The 17306-nt window shown below is 72.8% G+C and carries 16 protein-coding genes; 10 read left to right on the forward strand and 6 right to left on the reverse strand.

Going from position 1 to position 17306, the window contains the following annotated elements; translation table 11 throughout:
- Positions 1-135: 135 nt before the first annotated feature.
- On the reverse strand, positions 136-1029 hold the full coding sequence (locus tag NYF13_RS30905) for a LysR family transcriptional regulator (protein WP_315661466.1): 894 nt from the start codon (positions 1027-1029) through the stop codon (positions 136-138).
- A gap of 222 nt (positions 1030-1251) precedes the next feature.
- Here NYF13_RS30905 and NYF13_RS30910 point away from each other — a divergent pair, with 222 nt between their 5' ends.
- The 3 genes from NYF13_RS30910 (at position 1252) to NYF13_RS30920 (ending at position 4148) form a co-directional block, all read left to right on the forward strand.
- On the forward strand, positions 1252-2226 hold the full coding sequence (locus NYF13_RS30910; protein WP_315661467.1) for a YncE family protein: 975 nt from the start codon (positions 1252-1254) through the stop codon (positions 2224-2226).
- A gap of 99 nt (positions 2227-2325) precedes the next feature.
- The gene (locus NYF13_RS30915) at positions 2326-3465 is read left to right on the forward strand and encodes an FAD-dependent monooxygenase (RefSeq protein WP_315661468.1); all 1140 of its coding nucleotides are present in this window, start codon (positions 2326-2328) and stop codon (positions 3463-3465) included.
- 389 nt (positions 3466-3854) lie between these two features.
- Positions 3855-4148, forward strand: coding sequence for a DUF3040 domain-containing protein (locus NYF13_RS30920; RefSeq protein WP_315661469.1), 294 nt, complete (start codon positions 3855-3857; stop codon positions 4146-4148).
- 6 nt (positions 4149-4154) lie between these two features.
- On the opposite strand, the gene NYF13_RS30925 is transcribed toward NYF13_RS30920, so the two are convergent.
- Positions 4155-4631 carry an Lrp/AsnC family transcriptional regulator gene (locus NYF13_RS30925; protein WP_315661470.1) on the reverse strand — a complete coding sequence of 159 codons (477 nt, stop codon included), beginning with the start codon at positions 4629-4631 and terminating at the stop codon, positions 4155-4157.
- A 133-nt stretch (positions 4632-4764) separates the two neighbouring features.
- On the opposite strand from NYF13_RS30925, the gene NYF13_RS30930 reads away from it, so the two are divergent.
- From NYF13_RS30930 to NYF13_RS30940, 3 genes are all read left to right on the forward strand, one after another.
- A complete protein-coding gene (locus tag NYF13_RS30930) occupies positions 4765-7077 on the forward strand; it encodes a transketolase-like TK C-terminal-containing protein (protein ID WP_315661471.1) in 2313 nt (770 codons plus the stop codon).
- A 226-nt stretch (positions 7078-7303) separates the two neighbouring features.
- Positions 7304-7717 (forward strand): hypothetical protein, encoded by a 414-nt coding sequence (locus NYF13_RS30935; RefSeq protein ID WP_315661472.1) that lies wholly within the window; start codon positions 7304-7306, stop codon positions 7715-7717.
- Between the two features lie 224 nt (positions 7718-7941).
- On the forward strand, positions 7942-8781 hold the full coding sequence (locus tag NYF13_RS30940) for a trypsin-like peptidase domain-containing protein (RefSeq protein ID WP_315661473.1): 840 nt from the start codon (positions 7942-7944) through the stop codon (positions 8779-8781).
- Between the two features lie 139 nt (positions 8782-8920).
- Here NYF13_RS30940 and NYF13_RS30945 read toward each other — a convergent pair whose 3' ends face one another.
- The 3 genes from NYF13_RS30945 to NYF13_RS30955 all read right to left on the reverse strand — a co-directional run bounded on the left by NYF13_RS30945 (position 8921) and on the right by NYF13_RS30955 (position 11711).
- Positions 8921-9760 carry a hypothetical protein gene (locus NYF13_RS30945; protein WP_315661474.1) on the reverse strand — a complete coding sequence of 280 codons (840 nt, stop codon included), beginning with the start codon at positions 9758-9760 and terminating at the stop codon, positions 8921-8923.
- A 96-nt stretch (positions 9761-9856) separates the two neighbouring features.
- Positions 9857-11374: a CehA/McbA family metallohydrolase gene (locus tag NYF13_RS30950; protein ID WP_315661475.1), complete on the reverse strand. Its 1518-nt coding sequence runs from the start codon at positions 11372-11374 to the stop codon at positions 9857-9859.
- A gap of 175 nt (positions 11375-11549) precedes the next feature.
- A complete protein-coding gene (locus NYF13_RS30955) occupies positions 11550-11711 on the reverse strand; it encodes a hypothetical protein (RefSeq protein WP_315661476.1) in 162 nt (53 codons plus the stop codon).
- A 145-nt stretch (positions 11712-11856) separates the two neighbouring features.
- Between NYF13_RS30955 and NYF13_RS30960 the strand changes: the two genes are divergently transcribed.
- From NYF13_RS30960 to NYF13_RS30970, 3 genes are read left to right on the forward strand one after another with little or no spacing between them, the layout of a single operon-like run.
- A complete protein-coding gene (locus NYF13_RS30960) occupies positions 11857-12399 on the forward strand; it encodes a 2'-5' RNA ligase family protein (protein WP_315661477.1) in 543 nt (180 codons plus the stop codon).
- Positions 12400-12409: 10 nt separating this feature from the next.
- A complete protein-coding gene (locus NYF13_RS30965) occupies positions 12410-13339 on the forward strand; it encodes an NAD-dependent epimerase/dehydratase family protein (protein ID WP_315661478.1) in 930 nt (309 codons plus the stop codon).
- 10 nt (positions 13340-13349) lie between these two features.
- Positions 13350-15521 (forward strand): glycosyltransferase, encoded by a 2172-nt coding sequence (locus tag NYF13_RS30970; protein ID WP_315661479.1) that lies wholly within the window; start codon positions 13350-13352, stop codon positions 15519-15521.
- On the opposite strand, the gene NYF13_RS30975 is transcribed toward NYF13_RS30970, so the two are convergent.
- On the reverse strand, positions 15451-15957 hold the full coding sequence (locus NYF13_RS30975; RefSeq protein ID WP_315661480.1) for a GtrA family protein: 507 nt from the start codon (positions 15955-15957) through the stop codon (positions 15451-15453). The two genes, NYF13_RS30970 and NYF13_RS30975, sit on opposite strands and share 71 nt — an antisense overlap.
- Positions 15958-16148: 191 nt before the next feature.
- Between NYF13_RS30975 and NYF13_RS30980 the strand changes: the two genes are divergently transcribed.
- Positions 16149-17303 carry an NAD-dependent epimerase/dehydratase family protein gene (locus NYF13_RS30980; protein WP_315661481.1) on the forward strand — a complete coding sequence of 385 codons (1155 nt, stop codon included), beginning with the start codon at positions 16149-16151 and terminating at the stop codon, positions 17301-17303.
- Positions 17304-17306 lie beyond the last annotated feature (3 nt).

The following is a 17306-nucleotide window of genomic DNA, read 5'->3' on the forward strand; positions in this document are numbered from 1 at the left end:
CGCGGCGGTCCGGTGACGGAAACCGCATCCGGGAGCGCGCCCGATCCGGCCGCCCGAAGAACAGCACGATCCCCCCCACCGCACGCGCGTTATGAGAACGTGTTTCAGTCTGCCCCGGATTCCGGCCACCCGGCCTCAGGAGACCGCGGCCACCAGCTCGACCCGCAACCGCCGGGCGGCCGGGCTCGCCGCGTCGCCGCGAGGCAGGGCGAAATCGATTCGGCGCTCCAGCTCCACGTCGGTCAGGGTCTGGTGCCAGACCCCGCCGCCGCGGCCCTGTTCGGCGACGGCCCGGGGAAGGAACGCGAGCCCCGCACCACCGGCGACCAGGTCGAGGGCCAGGCCCCAATCGTCGACCTCGCAGACCTGCCGGCGGCGCAACCCGGCTTCGCGGAAGAGCCGATCGAGCCGCGTGCGCACCGCCCAGTACCGGGGCACGTCGACGAACCGCTCGTTCGCGAGGTCGCCCAGGGCGATCGAGGGGGCGTGGCCCAGCGGGTGGTCGCGGGAGCCGGCCAGCACGAACGGCTCGGCGGCGAGCCGGGTGAGGTCCAGCTCCCGCCGCGCGGCCCCGGTGGCGGAGAGCAGGGCGCAGTCCAGCCGTCCGGCGGTGATCAGGCGGACCATCTCCTCGGTCGGCAGCTGGGCCAGCCCCAGTTCGAGCCCCGGGTGCAGCACCGTCATGCGGGAGAGCACCGCCGCCAGCGGGACGAGGTGCTCCACGTGGGTGAAGACGCCGATGCCCAACCGCCCGGTCAGCCGCCGGCTGACCTGCCCCACCGCTTCGTGGACGGAGTCGAAACCGCGCAGCGCCTCGCGGGCGGCCGGGATCAGGGCGCGTCCTTCGGCGGTCAGCCGCAGTGGCCGGGTGCCCTTCACGTAGAGGGCGACGCCGAGGTCCTGCTCCAGCGCCCGGATGGACGAGGACAGCCCGGACTGCACGATGAACTCCCGGCGGGCGGCTTGGGTGAAGCTGCCCTCTTCGACCAGCGCCAGGAAGTGCCGCAACTGCCGGATTTCCACGCCCACCATCTCTCCGGGAGATACCCGAGATCTGCGACTGCTCTGCCAGGGATGGTAGCGGCGGACGATCATGAACGGCATGGACGACACTCCACGCGACAGACAGCGCAGACAGAACGGACACAGCCGTGGTCCGGGTGACGGCCGCCTCCGCGGCCACGCTCGCCGGCCGCGACCGGACTCCGCGCAGATCCCCCTCATCCGCACCGAAACCCCCGGGAGCAGATCATGGCCGGCCTGCTGATCGTCGACACCGAGGCCGGCGCGGTCGAATTGCGGGACACCGGTACCTTCGAGCGGCTCGCCGTGCGGTCGTTGCGGTCCATGCCCCACGAGGTCGTCGTGGACCGGCAGCGGGGGCTCGGCTACATCAGCATCAGTTACGAGGACGGCTTCTACGGCCACTACGAAAAGGCTTCGCACTTCGTGGAAGTGGTGTCGCTCGACGGGCTGCGGCCCCTGCGCAGCATCGACCTCTCCCCGCACTGGGGCCCGCACGGATTGCAGCTTTCGCCCGACCTGCGCACCCTGCTGATCACCTGCGAGTCCCACGGCGGCGAGCTGATCGCGCTCGACCTCGAAACCGATGAGGTGACCGGTTCGGTCCCGGTCGGTGCTCCGGGGCCGCACTGGCTGACGCTGACCCCGGACGGCACCAAGGTGTTCACCGCCAACAAGGAGGAACCGTTCGTCACCGTGGTCGACGTCGCGTCGATGACGGTCACCGGCCGGATCGAAACCCCTTGCGGGACCGAGGGAATCGCCGTCTCCCCGGATGGCGCCCAGGTGTTCGTGGCCGGCCGGCGATCCCCGCACCTCTACCTCGTGGACGTCGCCGCCGACCGCCTGACGGCGGCCCTCCCGCTGGAGGAGGGACCGGGCGCGGTCGCGGTCACGCCGGACGGCCGCCGGGTCGTGTTCACCAGCTTCAACTTCGACGTCTGGAACGAGAACCCGGTCCTGCGCCGGGGCTTCGTCCAGGTGCTGGAGCTCCCGAGCCGTGAGCTGGGGCCGCGGATCCCCGTCGGCCGCTTCCCGCTCAACGTGACGACCAGCTCCGAGGGCGGGACCGCATACGTGGCCAACTACAAGGACGACACCGTCTCGGTCGTCGACCTCGACGAGATGACCGTGACGGACACCCGGCCCGTCGGCGAAGGCCCGCACGGCCTCGCCTACCTCGACGCACCCGCCGGGGACTGATCGTGCAGCTCGCCGCCTCCGCCGCCCGGGAGTCGACCTCGGCGGCAGCGAAGGCACCCGCGGCCGGGCCCGGCCGTCACCGGAAGAAAAGGAGCGATCGTGACCAAGAACGTAAGGCGGGTCCTGGTGTCCGGCGGGGGCATCAGCGGACTGGCGGTGGCCGGGGCGCTGGCCCGCCGGGGGGTGGAGGTCGACGTGGCCGAGGTGCGGGCCGATCCGGCGGTGACCGGGATCGAGATCAGCGTGCCGAACAACGCCCTCCGGATGCTGAAGGCCCTCGGGGTGCTCGACGAAACCGTCGCCGCCGGGTACGTCTTCGACGAGTACGTGCGGTGCGACGCCGCCGGCGCGCCGGTGGTCGCGCTCCCCTGTCCGTCCTTTTCGGACGGTGTGCCGGGGTACCTGGGCATCGCCCGCGCCCGGCTCGCCGGGATCCTGCGTACCGCGGTGGTCTCCGCGGGCGCGCGGCTGCGGACCGGGGTCGGGATCGAGGAGTTCACCGACGGCCCCCCGGCGGCCCAGGTCCGGCTGAGCGACGGCCGGGAGGGCGAGTACGACCTGGTCGTGGGGTGCGAAGGCCTGCGGTCGCCGTTGCGGACGCGCCTGTTCGGCGCCCCGGCCGGCCCGGTGTTCACCGGCTACTCGTGCTGGCGCGCCAAGCCGGGGATGCCCCGCCGGGTCGACGCGATGACGAAGTTCGCGGGCGCCACGACCGACGCGGGACTGGTGCCCATCACCGAGGACGAGATGTACCTCTTCCACCTCACCGCCGAGCCGGGCAACCCCCGCCACGAGCCCGCCGCCCGGCGGGACCTGCTGGAGGAGCGGCTGGCGGGCTACACCGGGCTGGTGGCCGAAGTCCGCGAAAATCTGCCCCCGGCCGAGGAAATCGTCTACAGCCCGCTGTTCGAGGTGCGCCTCCCGGCCCCGTGGCACACCGGCCGGGCGATCGTGATCGGCGACGCCGCCCACGCCCTCGTGCCCCATCTTTCCCAAGGCGGGGCCCAAGCGCTCGAAGACGCGGTGGTACTGGCCGAAGAGCTCACCCGGCGTCCGCCGGCCGAAGCGTTGCCCGCCTTCATGAAGCGCCGATTCGACCGCGCACGGCACCTGCAGCACCTCTCCTCCGCCATGCTGGTCCGGGAGATGACCGGGTACCGCGCCGGTCGGGCGGAGCCGGGCACCGAGCTGTCCCGGGAGATGGCGTCGATCCGCGCCTACCTGGACCAGGCGGTCTGAAGCAAGACCTGCGCCTGTAGTCACCCCGCTTCAAGCGCCTGCAGGTGGCGGTTACCGCCGGAGAGCACTTCTATCGGAAGTATTACGGCCCGCGCACGGGGTTCGCGCGGCTCGCCCCTTCCTGCGCCACGCCGGCCGCCTCGGCGTTCCCCGCAACCAACCCCGCGACCAAGCCCCGGGCCGGGCCCGGTTTCCCCGCTACCGCGCGAGATGCCGGTCCCCCGCCGCACCCGCACCGGCGGGCCCGGGTCGCCGCGCGCGGCGAACGGCGCACCCGGCCCGGCCCTCCTTTGCCGATTATTCCCGGAAAAGCGGTGCTTGACGTGGGGGTGGGCCGGGTACTCAACTGTAGGGGCGATCATCGGCCCGGTCCGTCCCGAGGAGGGGTCATGCTGCCCTACCGAGAGCGCAGCGCACTGCGCAAGATCGAAGAGGAACTGGCCGCGAGCGACCCCGCGTTCGTGGCCGCGCTGAGCCAGGGCGTGCCCCCGTCGCGCTCGCGGCTCTGGCTGATCACCCTCGTGCTGGCCGACGTCACCGCGGTGCTGATGGTGGTGTTCGGTCTGCTCACCGGCGGCTCCGGGCTGTTCCTGTGGGGCTTCGCCGCGCTGCCGGCGCTGGCTTGGGTGCACCACGGGTTGCACCAAGGCAAGCGCGAGCCCGAAGCCGGGGAGGCCGGCTGACCCGGGTCAGCGCGCCGCGCGCTCGAGCAGCGGGGTGATCCGGTAGGGCACCATCTCGCGCATCACGAGCGCGTTGTTCGTCCGCTCGACGCCCGGGATCTCGAGCATCTGCCCGGCGATCCGGTACAGGTCGTCGGCGTCGGTCGCGGCCACGTGCACCAGCAGGTCGGACGCGCCGGTGAGCCCGTGCACCTGCAGCACCTCCGGGACCGCGGCCAGTGACCGGCCGACCTCGTCGAGCAGGCGCTGCACCACCTGCACGGTGACGAACGCGGCGAGCGGGTAGCCCAGCGCCGCGGGGTCGATCCGGTGCTCGGGCGAGCGCAGCCCCCCGCCCTGCTCCAGCCGGGCGAGGCGGCTCTGCACGGTGTTGCGGGAAAGGCCCAGCTCCTCGGCGAGCGCAACGGCGGTGGCGCGGGGCGCGCGCCCCAGGGCGAGCAGGATGCGGGCGTCGGTGGCGTCGAGCCGCTGGGCACTGGGCATGCTGCGCAGTCCTCTCCGCGCCCGGAGGCGCCGTCCTGGGCGTTCTGCTCAACGAGCCACGCTTCAGTTGTGCAGCCTACCCAGCTCTGTTGGACTGGCGTTGACGTTCCGCCCAAGAGAGGTCCACGAAGCCGTGAGCAGCCCCGCCCCCGAGCGCACCAGTGAGACCGGCACCGATGTCCTGCGCGAGGTGCAGGACCGCGTGCTCTGGCTCTCCACCGCGATCATCGACCACGCCAACCGGGTGCGCCCCAACCCGACCGGGCTCAAGGTCGGCGGCCACCAGGCGTCCAGCGCCTCGATGGTGTCGATCATGACCGCGCTCTGGTTCGCCCGGCTGCGCGCCGAGGACCGCGTGTCGGTGAAACCCCACGCCTCCCCCGTGCTGCACGCGATCAACTACCTGCTCGGCGACCTCGACCAGCGGTACCTGACCTCGCTGCGCGAGTTCGGCGGGCTGCAGAGCTACCCCTCGCGCTCGAAGGACCCGGACCAGGTCGACTACTCCACCGGCTCGGTCGGCATCGGCGCCACCGCGCCGCTGTGGGGCGCGGTGGCGCGCCGGTACGTCGAAGCCAGCTCCGGCGGCGCGGGCACCGGCCGCCAGTACTCGCTCGTCGGCGACGCCGAGCTGGACGAGGGCGCGGTGTGGGAGGCGGTGCTCGACCCGACCGTCGCCGAGCTGGGCGAGGTGGTCTGGATCGTCGACCTCAACCGCCAGTCGCTCGACCGCGTGGTGCCGAACATCGGCGCGACCCGGCTGCAGGGCATGTTCGAAGCGGCCGGCTGGCAGGTGCTCACGGTCAAGTACGGCCGCCTGCTGCAGGACCTGTTCGAGCGCCCGGGCGGTGAGGCGCTGCGCGCCCGCATCGACGAGATGGCCAACCCCGAGTACCAGCGGCTGCTGCGCTGCACCCCGGCGCAGGTGCGCGAGCGGCTGGCGTCGCCGGAGCTGGCGCCGCTGCTGGACGCGATCGACGACCCCACCCTGCACGCGGCCATCCGCAACCTCGGCGGCCACGACCTGCCGGCTCTGCTGGACTCGTTCGACGCCATCGAAGACCACCGTCCGACGGTGATCTTCGCCTACACCGTCAAGGGGTTCGGCCTGGCCAGCGAGGGCCACCCGCAGAACCACTCCTCGCTGCTGACCGCCGGGCAGTTCGGCGAGCTGGCCGGCCGCGTCGGCACCTCGCCCGAAGACCCGTGGCGGAAGTTCGACGAGGGTTCGGCCGCGGCCCGGCTGTGCGCCGACACCGCAGCCCGGCTGCGACGGGAACCGGTCGTGCCGCACCGGGTTCCGCCGATCCCGGCGGACATCGGCCGGACGCCGTCCGGGCGCGCCACCACGCAGGCCGCGCTCGGGCGCGCACTGCTGGACCTGACCCGTGAGGCACCGGAGGCGGCCAAGCTGGTCGTCACGCTCTGCCCGGACGTGTCTTCGAGCACCAACCTCGGCGGCTGGGTCAACAAGGTCGGCGTGTGGTCGCCGCAGGAGCGGGTCGACTGGTTCGCCGACGACCCCGAGACCATCCTGCACTGGCGCGAGCGGCCCACCGGCCAGCACCTGGAGCTGGGCATCGCCGAGACCAACCTGGTCGGCGCGCTCGGCGAGCTGGGCGCGACCTGGTCACGCTACGGCCGGCCGCTGCTGCCGATCGGCGTGCTCTACGACCCCTTCGTGGAGCGCGCGCTGGAGCCGTGGTCGTTCGGCATCTACGCGGGCGGGCAGTCGATCCTGGTCGGCACGCCCTCGGGCGTCACGCTGGCCCCGGAGGGCGGCGCGCACCAGTCGGTGACCACCCCGTCGGTGGGCCTGGAGCAGCCGGGCTGCATCACCTACGAGCCGGCCTTCGCGCTCGACGTGGAGTGGACGCTGCTGGCCTCGCTGGCCCGTCTTGGCCGCCCCGACGGGACCTCGGCCTACCTGCGGCTCTCGACCCGCCCGGTGGAGCAGAGCCTCGCCGCGGTGCCGTCCGACCCGGCGGCCCGCGAACGCCGCCGGCGTCAGGTCGTGGCCGGCGCGTACCCGCTGCGCACCGCTGCGGTGGCCCGCCCGGACGTCACCATCGTGACGATGGGCGCGCTGGTCACCGAGGCGCTCACCGCCGCGGACCGGCTGGACGCCCTGGGCCGGCACGCCGACGTGGTGTGCGTGACCAGCCCCGGGCTGCTGTTCCGCGCGCTGCAGGCGCGGGCCGGGCAGGGCAGCGCGGAGAACTGGATCCTCGACTCCGCCCTGCCGGCCGAGCGCTCCGCCCCGATGGTGACGGTGCTCGACGGGCACCCGCACACGCTGGCCTTCCTGGCCACCGTGCACCGGGTCCGCGCCGCCCACCTCGGCGTCACGCAGTTCGGCCAGTCCGGCGACCTGGAAAGCGTCTACCGCCACCACGGCATCGACGCGGACAGCATGATCCGCGCCGCGCTGGACGTCGCCGACTGAGCCGGCCGCGGGCGATCGACCGGCGGCCGGGCCGCACGCATGACCCTGGCCCGGGACAGCGACCACCCGGCACGGATCGAACGACGATTCCTCTTGTATGACCCCGGTCACAATTCGGTCGGCGGAGAACCTCTCACGCCGCCTCGGCGACTACCCGGATGAGCCTCCGAACGCCGGGGGCAGCCGAGCGAGTGTCCGAAGTGGACGCTGACCAAGGGGAGAAGTCATGGCACTGAACCGCAAGCACGGAGTCCTGCTGACCGGCGCGGCCGCGGCGGTCCTGCTCACCGCCGGCACGATCGGCGTCGCCGCGGCGTCGGCCCAGCCCGCCGGGGGCGCGCAGCAGCAGCCGCCCCGGGGCGCCCGCGCCGTCGTCCACGTCAGCCCGAACCCGACCACCGAGCGCGGCCAGGAGATCACCATCACCGGCAACTGCGGCGGGGGTCGCGGCCTCAAGACCGTGATCGGCAACTCGCCGGACCACCCGTCCCTGGTGAACATCCGCATCCTCGACCGCAACCCGGCCGGCTTCCTGGCCAAGGCGAACGTCGGCCCCCAGATCGGCAACGGCGTCGGCCCGGTCCTGGTCGACTGCGGCGGCGAGGCCGGTGTGACCCTGCTGGTGACCCGCGTCGGCTGACCCACGGGGCAGGCGTCCGGCCGCGGCCCCCTCACCTGCGTACGACGCGGGTGAGGGGGCCTCGGCCGTTCGGCCGGGCCGAAGCCCGAGCAGCCGCCGCCAGCCTGATTTTCACCCCGATGGGCGCTTCCACCGCTGTCCGCCCGCTGTCAGGGCACTGTGAGGTTGCTGTGCATCCGCCGCCCCATGGTGCCCGGCGGGCCGAAGCGTGCTGATCTGGACCGGTGACGATCAACCTTTCCCGCGTGGTGCTGGCGGCTTCGACCGCGGCGATGCTCGTGCTGACCGGCGGGGCCACGGTCAGCCCGGCGGACGAAGCGACCGCGCTCGCCGCCGGCGGCAACACGCTGCCGACGCCCGGGATCAAGGACGTCGCGCAGTCCACCCCGACCGGATCCGCGGCCGGGTCCACCGCCGCGGGGTCCTCGGCGGCTTCCCCCGCCGCCACCGGAGCGTCCGCGGTGGGGGCGTTGTTCTCCGGTGGCGAGCACTTCTGCTCGGCCAGCGTGGTGCACAGCCCCGCCGGCGACCTCGTCCTCACCGCCGCGCACTGCCTCGGCGGCGGCACCGCGGGCTTGACCTTCGTGCCCGGCTACCACGACGGCGCCGCCCCGTTCGGGAGCTGGACCGTGACCGCCGAGGCGATCCCCGCGGGCTGGACCGCTTCGGCCGACCAGGACCTCGATTTCGCCTTCCTCACCGTGACGCAATCCGGGAACCCCGCTTCGCTGGAGAGCCTGACCGGCGCGGACCGCCTCGGCGTCGGCCAGGGCTTCGTCAACCGGGTCACCCTCACCGGCTACCCCGACACCACCGAGGAACCGGTGGTGTGCACGAACACCACCGTGCAGGCCGACCTCTACCAGCAGCGCATCGCCTGCCCCGGTTTCCCCGACGGCACCAGCGGCGGCCCCTGGATCACCGCCCCCGACCCGGAAACCGGCCTCGGCACCGTCGTCGGCGTGATCGGTGGTTACGAACAGGGCGGCGACACCCCGGACGTGTCCTACAGCGCCTACTTCGACGACGACATCCAGAAGCTCTACACCTCCGTCACCGGCTGAGCGGACCCGCTGGGATCCGGTCCGGAGCGCTCCAGCCTCCGGCCGTGACCACCAGGTGTCCGGTACCCGGCCGCCGCCCCGAGCCGTGAGTCCACATCGGACACATCGTCCGGCCCCGGCCCCGTGGCGCGGGAACGCCTCAGCTCGGCGGTGGCGTGGTCACCTGGTGCAGCGACAGGTCGGGACCGGCGTCGGCGTCTTCGTTCCAGGCTCCGGTGGCGGAGGTCCAGGTCCGGCCGGCGAAGCTGACCTTGTCCACGCCCAGCGGGATCGCGCGGGCGACCAGCCAGCTGCTGAGCGCCCAGCCCTGGGCGGCGGGGTGGGGGCCGCTGAGCTTGGCCGTGCCCAGTTCGGCCTCGGCGGTGCTCCCGAGGTTCGCCGTGGGCGGGCCGACGGCCAGGTTGCGGCAGGTCAGCGCGGCCGGGAATTCGCCGGTGAGAGCGGCCGCCGCGGTGCGGGCCTCGGGCTCCCACTTGGCGTAGGCGTCGGGGGCGCCGGAGCGTTGCACCGCCTGGGCGGCCTCGGTGATCGGCAGGGTGTCCCAGGCGTCGAGGTCCACGAGCTTTTCGTAGAACGCCGTCGCCGCGTAGACCGGGTCCTGCAGTTGCGCGGGCGTGCCCCAGCCCTGGCTCGGCCGCTGCTGGAACAGGCCCACCGAATCCCGGTCACCACCGCTGAGGTTGCGCAGCTTCGACTCCTGCAGGGCCGTGGCCAGCGCGATCGTCACGGCGTGCCCGGGCAGGCCGCGGCGGATCGCGACGGCCGCGATCGTGGCCGCGTTGCCCATCTGGTCCGGTTGCAGCGTGAACTGCGTGGCCGCGGCCGAGTGCGCGCCCTCCGGCAGCGCGACCGTGCAGCCCGGCGTCGTGACGTCCTTGCGGTCCAGCACCACCACCACGACGACCACGGCCGCGAGGACCAGCACGACCGCCACGATCGCCGCCCGCACGCCGCACCCGCGCACCCCGAACCCCCGCACCCCGAACTCCTGCACCCTGGACGACACCCGACCGGGGCAAGTCTGCCCGCAGCCCCGGTACGGCGAGCGTGTGGGTCCGCCGCCGGGGCCCGCCGGTCAGGACCCGGTGCCCAGGAAGATCGGGTTCGCCATGGCCACCATCGCGTTCGGCGTGGTGGTGTTCGGGCCGCCCGAGGCCCGGCGCACCTCCACCCGCACCCACCGGCTGTAGCGCGGGTACGTGGTCCAGGTGACCGTGGCCCGGCCCGAGTCCGGGACCGTCTCGGTGTGCTGCGGCCCCAGCTGGTCGAGGAAAGTGAGGGTGGTGCCCGGCACCCCGCCCACCGTCGCGCTGACCGTGACCGGCGTGCCGGTGCCCACGCCGAGCCGTTCGCCGAGGCCGGCGCCCCGCCCGCCGCCGGAGACACCGAACTCCAGCTCCACCGCCCGCGATTCGGCCAGCCACGAGTGCCCGGCCTTCAGCCCGGCGAGCAGTTCGGCCCGGCGCAGGCTCCCGGCCCGCACCACGGTGTGCGGCAGGCCGACGGTCTGGTCCGGGTTGTGCGCGTCGGAGTCGCCGATCGCCGGGATCCAGTGGCCGCCGCGCAGCAGCCCGTCCCAGTGCGTGACGCTCGCCTCGTCGTCCGGCGTCCACGGGCCGTTCCACACCTCGACCAGGTCGGCGATCTCGTAGGCGAACTCGTAGGTGCAGCCGAAGCAGTTCGCGAACGGGTGTGCGGCGGTGACCAGCCCGCCCGCGCGGTGCACCTGGGCGGTGAACCGGCGGAAGTCGGCCGCGTCGGCCGCGCGATAGCGCCAGTCGACCCAGGTGCCGGCGGGCAGCCCGATCGCGGGCCAGTGCCCGGACCGCGTGGTGACCTCCTCGCCGTTGAGGATCAGCAGGTCGTCGGTGGCGTAGTCGCCCCACACCAGCTGGGCGCTGTGCGTGTTGTGCTCGGTGGACACGATGAAGTCCAGCCCGGCCGCCCGCGCGTCGGCCACCAGCCGCTCCGGCGTGCGCCGGCCGTCGGAGTGGACGGTGTGCAGGTGGCAGTCGCCGCGGTACCAGGACCGGCCGCGCTGGCGGGCGGGCGCGGATTCCGGGGCCGGGTTCGGCCGGAACGGCGGGCCTCCGGGGCCGAAGGTCAGCGTGAGGTCCACGCGGTAGTCGAGTCCCTGCGGCGCCACGGTGTACGGGCCGAGGACCACGTGCCAGCGGCCCGCGCGGATCGGACCGGCCAGGTACCCGGGCGTGGCCTCGGTCGCGCTGATCGAGAACCGGTCGCGGAACCCGCCGGACCAGCCGCGGAACCCGCGCGCGGTACCCAGCTCGTGCCCCTCCGGGCCGAACATCCCGATGTCGCAGGCGTTCCCGCGCACGCCGGCCGGCACCACGGGCCGGTCGTAGGAGTAGACGACATCGATCCGCTCGACCCCGCGCGGCACGTCCACCGGCAGGTAGTACCAGTCCGGCACATCCGGCCGGAACGTGCCGGTGACGGTCTTGGTCTGCTGCGCCACGCCGGGCGCGGGCGCCGCGAACGCGACGCCGGGCAGCAGGCCCGCCGCCGCTCCGGCCGCCGCCATCCCGCCCGCGCGCAGCAGGTTCCGCCTGCTCAGATCCCCGGTGGACATGCACACCTCCGCCTCCGACGAGTCGGCCCGACGCTAGGCGCCCCCGGCCGCCGCCGGCAAGGACGGCCGGGTGAACACTCGGCTACCCGGCCGGTCCGGCCCGAGGACATCGGCAGTTCTCCGGCGACTAAGGTTATTACCGGTGAATCCCCGCTATTGCTTACCCCGGCGAATTTCAGCCGCGGGTGCTGATCAATTCCCTTTCCGGTGTCCCGCGCTCGGTCCGGCGGCGCACCGGAAGACAGGCCAGGAGCAGGCAAACCGCCACGACGCCCAGGAGCAAGTGGCCGGTGAGGGCGCACAATCCGCACAATGCGGTCCACAGGACGATCTTCATCAACCGAGTGTAGGACGGCCCCGAATGGGCGGCGGGAAATTTGGGGAAGACTTAGGGTTGCGCTTCTCGCCCGCATTCTTCTGCACCGTTCAGGCCAGCACCGTTCAGGCAAGCACCGTTCTCACGGGTGCGGCAGGATGATCCGGTGCCCGTCCCCGGAACCAGCGCGCTCGTGGTCGAACTGCCCGCTGCCGAAGGACTGCTCGACGCCGCCCGGACGGTGAACCCCGCGCTCGTCCGACCCGGCCTGCCGCCGCACGTCACGGCGTTGTACCCGTTCCTGCCGGCCGCGCAGCTCACCCCGGAGGTCGACGCGGCCGTCGCCGCGCTCGCCGCGGAGCATCGTGCCGTCGACGTGCGGCTCACGGAACTCGTCGTCTCGGCCGGGTTCGTCGCCGCCGCGGCGCCCGCGTTGCAGCCCCTGGCCGACGCCGTCGGCGGGCGGTGGCCGGACGTGGCGCCCTACGGCGGCCGATTCGGCCCGCAGCCGCCGGCGCACCTGACCGTCGCGATGGGCGCCACGGAGGCCGAAACCCGGGCGGTGGCCACGGCGGCGGCCGAGCTGCTGCCCGTCACCGGCCGGGCCGGGGCCCTGCGGCTGGTGGTCCTGACCGAGTCGGGCTGGCAGCTCCGGCTGACCGCCCCGCTCGGCAACTCCTCTGGGGCCACGCACAGCCGGCGCCGGTAGGTTGTCCGCCATGTCACTCCCGAGTGGTCCGGAACGGACCTCCGTCGTGGTCACCGGCGGCAGCGGTTTCATCGGCCGCGCGGCCGTCCGCGGGTTCCGCGCCCGCGGCATCCCGGTGACGGTCGTCGACCGGGTCCCGTACGAAACCACCGATGAAGGCGTGCGCGTGGTCGTCGGCGACCTTCGCGAGGCCGCGACCCGCGAAGCCGCGATCACCGCCGAAACCGCGGGCATCATCCACCTCGCCGCGCTCACGTCGGTGCTCAAGACCGTCGAACGCCCGGTCGAGACGTTCGGCGAGAACGTGGTCGTGACCCAGGAGCTGCTGGAGCGGGCCCGCCTCCAGGGGGTGCCGCGGTTCGTGCTGGCTTCGACCAACGCGGTGATCGGCGACGTCGGCACGTCGACGATCACGGTGGACCTGCCGCCCCGCCCGCTCACGCCCTACGGTGCCACGAAGGCCGCCTGCGAGATGCTGCTCTCCGGGTACGCCGGCGCGTACGGCCTGAACGCCTGCGTCCTGCGGTTCACCAACGTCTACGGGCCCGGCATGTCCCACAAGGACAGCTTCGTGCCGCGCCTGATGCGCGCCGCGCTGGCCGGCGAGGGGGTGCGGGTGTACGGCACCGGCGAACAGCGGCGGGACCTCGTGCACGTGGACGACGTCGTGCGCGCGCTCCTGCTGGCCCACGAAAGCGGCTACAGCGGCCGCGCGATCGTCGGCGCCGGGCATTCGGTTTCGGTGCTCGAGATGGTCCAGGCGGTGCGCGAAGTGACCGGTGCCGAACTGCCGGTGGAGCACGTCGCCGCGCCGGCCGGGGAGATGCCCGCAGTGCTGGCCGACGTCTCGGCGAGCGAGCGGACCATCGGCTACGCCCCGTCGATCTCGCTGACCGAAGGGCTGGCCACGGCCTGGAAGTACTTCTCGGAACTGGACTGAAAGCGACCCCGTGACCCCGTTCCTCCGCCGGCACGCGCTGCTGCTGGCCCTGCTCGCCGCAGGGACCGCGCTGCGGGTGCTGGCCTGGGTGGCCTACCGGCCCGCCCTGCTCTACATCGATTCGTTCCGCTACCTGGGCAACCTCGCGCTGCGCGGCGACCAGATGAACCCGATCGGCTACGACCTGGTGCTGCGGCCGTTGCTGGCGATCGGCGGGCTGGCGTTCGTCGCGGCCGTGCAGCACGTGGCCGGGCTGGCGATCGCGGTCGGGGTGTACGCGCTGGTCCGGCGGCTCGGTGCCCGCCCCTGGGTCGGCGCCCTCGCGGCCGCGCCGATCCTGCTCGACGGCTACCAGGTGCAGATCGAGCAGAACATCATGTCCGAAGTGGTGTTCGAGGCCCTGCTGCTGGGCCTGCTGTGGCTGCTGACGGCCCGCGGGCGGCCGAACGGGCGGCGGATCGTGCTCGCCGGGCTGCTGATCGGCTTCGGCGTGCTGGTGCGGCTGATCGGGGTCACGCTCGCCGCGCCGTTCCTCCTCTACGTGCTCGCGTCCGGCCGCGCGTGGCGACACTGGCGCGGCTGGCGCAACGCCGGCGTCGGGCTGCTCGCGATCGTCGTCGTGGTGGCGCCGTACGCGGCGGAAGTCAAGGCGCAGACCGGGAAGTGGGGGCTCAGCGGACCGTCCGGCAGCATGCTCTACGGGCGGGCGGCGGCCGTCGCGGACTGCGCGAACCTGCACCTGGACCCCACGCTGATGGTGTTCTGCCCGGCCCAGCCCATCCCGGAGCGGCTGGTCGACAACTACACCCACGCCGATCTCGACCCGCTGTGGCCGGGACCGCTGCCGCCCGGTGCCGACCGCACCGCGCTGGCCGGCCGGTTCGCCCGGGAAGTGCTGAAGGCGCAGTGGTGGGACGTGACCAAGGCGATCATCGGCGACTTCTCCAAGAGCTTCCGGTTCACCCGGTCCACCGCGATCAACGACGTGCCGCTCGAGCGCTGGCAGTTCCAGCAGACCTACCCGCTGTGGGCCGACCCGTCCGGCGTCGCCACGGTCACGCGGTACTACGACGGCATCGACCCGCAGGTGGACGAGCCGATCGCGGTGGTGCTGCGGAACTACCAGCTCGGCGGCGGGTTCGTGCCCGGCGCGGTGCTCGGCTTCTTCGCCCTGCTCGGCCTGCTGACCCTGTTCCGGCGCAAGCAGCCCCACGACAAGGCCCGCGCCGGCGCGCTGTTCGCCGCCGGCACCGGGCTGCTGCTGCTGTTCGCCTCGGCCGTCTTCGAGTTCTCCTGGCGCTACCAGTTGCCGGCGCTGGTGCTGCTGCCGGTGGCGGGCGCGCTCGGCTTCACGACGCTGACCGCCGCCAGCCGCCGCCGTCTCGGGGCCTACCCGGACGCCGTGGACGAGGGGGCGGTCGCGGACTTCGAAGGACGCCACCCGGACGCCCGGCTTTCGGAGCTGACCGTGGTGATCGCCGCCTACAACGAGGCCGGCGGCATCGGCCAGGTGCTGGAGAAGATGCCGGACGAGTGCCTGGGCCTGCCCGTCGACGTACTGGTGGTGGTCGACGGCGGCACCGACGACACCGCGCGGATCGCGCGGGAGCACGGCGCGTACGTCTGCGTCGCGCCGGTCAACCGCGGGCAGGGCGCCGCGCTGCGCATCGGGTACCACCTGGCCGCGGACAAGGGCGCGAAGTACATCGTCACCACCGACGGCGACGACCAGTGCGACACCAGCGAAATGCCCCAGCTGGTCGCCCCGCTGCTCGACGGCAGCGCGGATTTCGTCACGGGCTCGCGTCGATTGGGCTACGAAGAGGCCGACAGCCGGGTGCGCTGGCTCGGCGTGCGGGTGTTCGCCTGGCTGGCCTCGGCGCTGACCTGGCGCAAGCTCACCGACACCTCGTTCGGGTTCCGCGGGATGCGGGCGGACCTGGCCTGCGCCGTCCCGCTCAACGAGCCGCAGTACCAGTCGTCGGAACTGCTGCTGGGGCTCACCGCGCGCGGCGCCCGCGTGCTGGAGCGGCCGATGAGCATGCGGCTGCGCCGGGCGGGCCGGAGCAAGAAGGGCGGCAGCCTCGTCTACGGCGCGAACTACGCCCGGGTCATGACGGGGACGTGGTGGCGGGGGTACGTGCTGCGCCGCGGGCGAACACGAAGCGGTCGAGCATCGTGAACTTCACGACGAAGACCAGGGCGTAGCTGGCCACGTAGGCGGCGTCGATGAGCACCACCCACCAGGCGTGCGGCAGGTCCAGCGGCGCGAGCAGGTGGCCGGTGAGCGTGGTCAGGCCGACCGAGGCGAGCCCGCCGAAGGAGATCACCACGACGTAGGGCAGCAGCTCGGCCCCCAGCCGCGGACGGCCGCGCCGGCCCCACACCCAGCGGCGGGTCAGGAAGAAGTTCAGCACGGCCCCGGCGGCGAAGGCCAGGACGCTGGCCAGCCACGGCGCGCCGCCCAGCGCGAGCACGGACAGCAGCGCCGCCTGGCTCAGCAGCGTCGCCCCGACCGAGCTGGTGGCCGCCCGGAAGAACCGGATCGGGCCCCGACGCCCGGATGGGGGCGATTGCTCGGTCGTGCGCGGGTTCGCCGGGTTGGTTACCGTCGTCATGCCCCCAGTGTCCCCCTCGGTGTCCATCCGATGGCGGCGGGGGACCGCGCGGCCCCCGACGCATAGGAGATTCACAGCTCATTGCCAGGCCATCATCAGTACCTGGTCGATAGGTTCGAGCGCGGTCACGGCGTCATGTACAACGAGGAATCAGCGTGCTTGTCGCGTAAACGATACGGAAAGGCCCCTCAATGCGAGTGCTGGTTCTCGGTGGCGACGGATACCTGGGCTGGCCCACGGCGCTGCACCTGTCGGACAAAGGCCACGAAGTAGCCGTTCTCGACAACTTCGCCCGGCGCGAGTACGACGTCGAGCTGCAGGCCGGGAGCCTCGTCCCGATCGAGGACCTGGCGACCCGCATCGAGGCGTGGCAGGAGGTGTCGGGCCGGGAGATCACCTCCTACGTCGGCGACCTGCTGGACGCGGACTTCCTGTTCGGCGCGGTGCGCGAATTCGCCCCCGATTCGATCGTGCACTACGCGGAGCAGAGTTCCGCGCCGTATTCCATGATCGACCGCGAGCACGCCGTCTACACGCAGCACAACAACGTGGTCGGCAATCTGAACCTGCTGTACGCGATCGCCGAGATCGACCCGGACATCCACCTGGTCAAGCTCGGCACGATGGGCGAGTACGGCACGCCCGACATCGACATCGAGGAGGGCTGGCTCGACGTCGAGCACAACGGCCGCAGGGACCGGATGCTCTACCCGAAGAAGCCGGGCTCGTACTACCACCTGTCGAAGGTGCACGACTCGCACAACATCGAGTTCGCCTGCCGCGTCTGGGACCTGCGCGCCACCGATCTCAACCAGGGCGTGGTCTACGGGCAGGAGACGCCGCAGACCGCGCTCGACTCGCGCCTGGCCACCCGCTTCGACTACGACGGGGTGTTCGGCACGGTGCTGAACCGCTTCGTCATCCAGGCGGTGCTGGGCCAGCCGCTGACCGTGTACGGCCAGGGCGGCCAGACCCGCGGGCTGATCGACATCCGCGACACCGTGGAGTGCATCCGGCTGGCCGTGGAGAACCCGGCCGAGCGCGGCGAGTTCCGCGTGTTCAACCAGCTGACCGCGACCATGTCGGTGCGCGAGATCGCCGAACTGGTGGCCGAGGCCTTCCCCGGGCCGGTGCAGATCGAGCACCTGGAGAACCCGCGGGTCGAGCAGCCGGAGCACCACTACCGGGTCCGGCACACCGGCCTGGTCGGGCTCGGGCTGGAGCCGCACCTGCTCTCGGACACGCTGATCGAGTCGATGTTCGACATCGTCGGCGCGAACAAGCACCGGGTCGACCTCGACCGGATGCTCCCCCGGGTCCGCTGGCGCGGGGCGATCAAGGGCTGACTT

This window comes from Amycolatopsis sp. PS_44_ISF1 (assembly GCF_032335455.1).
Classification (GTDB): domain Bacteria; phylum Actinomycetota; class Actinomycetes; order Mycobacteriales; family Pseudonocardiaceae; genus Amycolatopsis.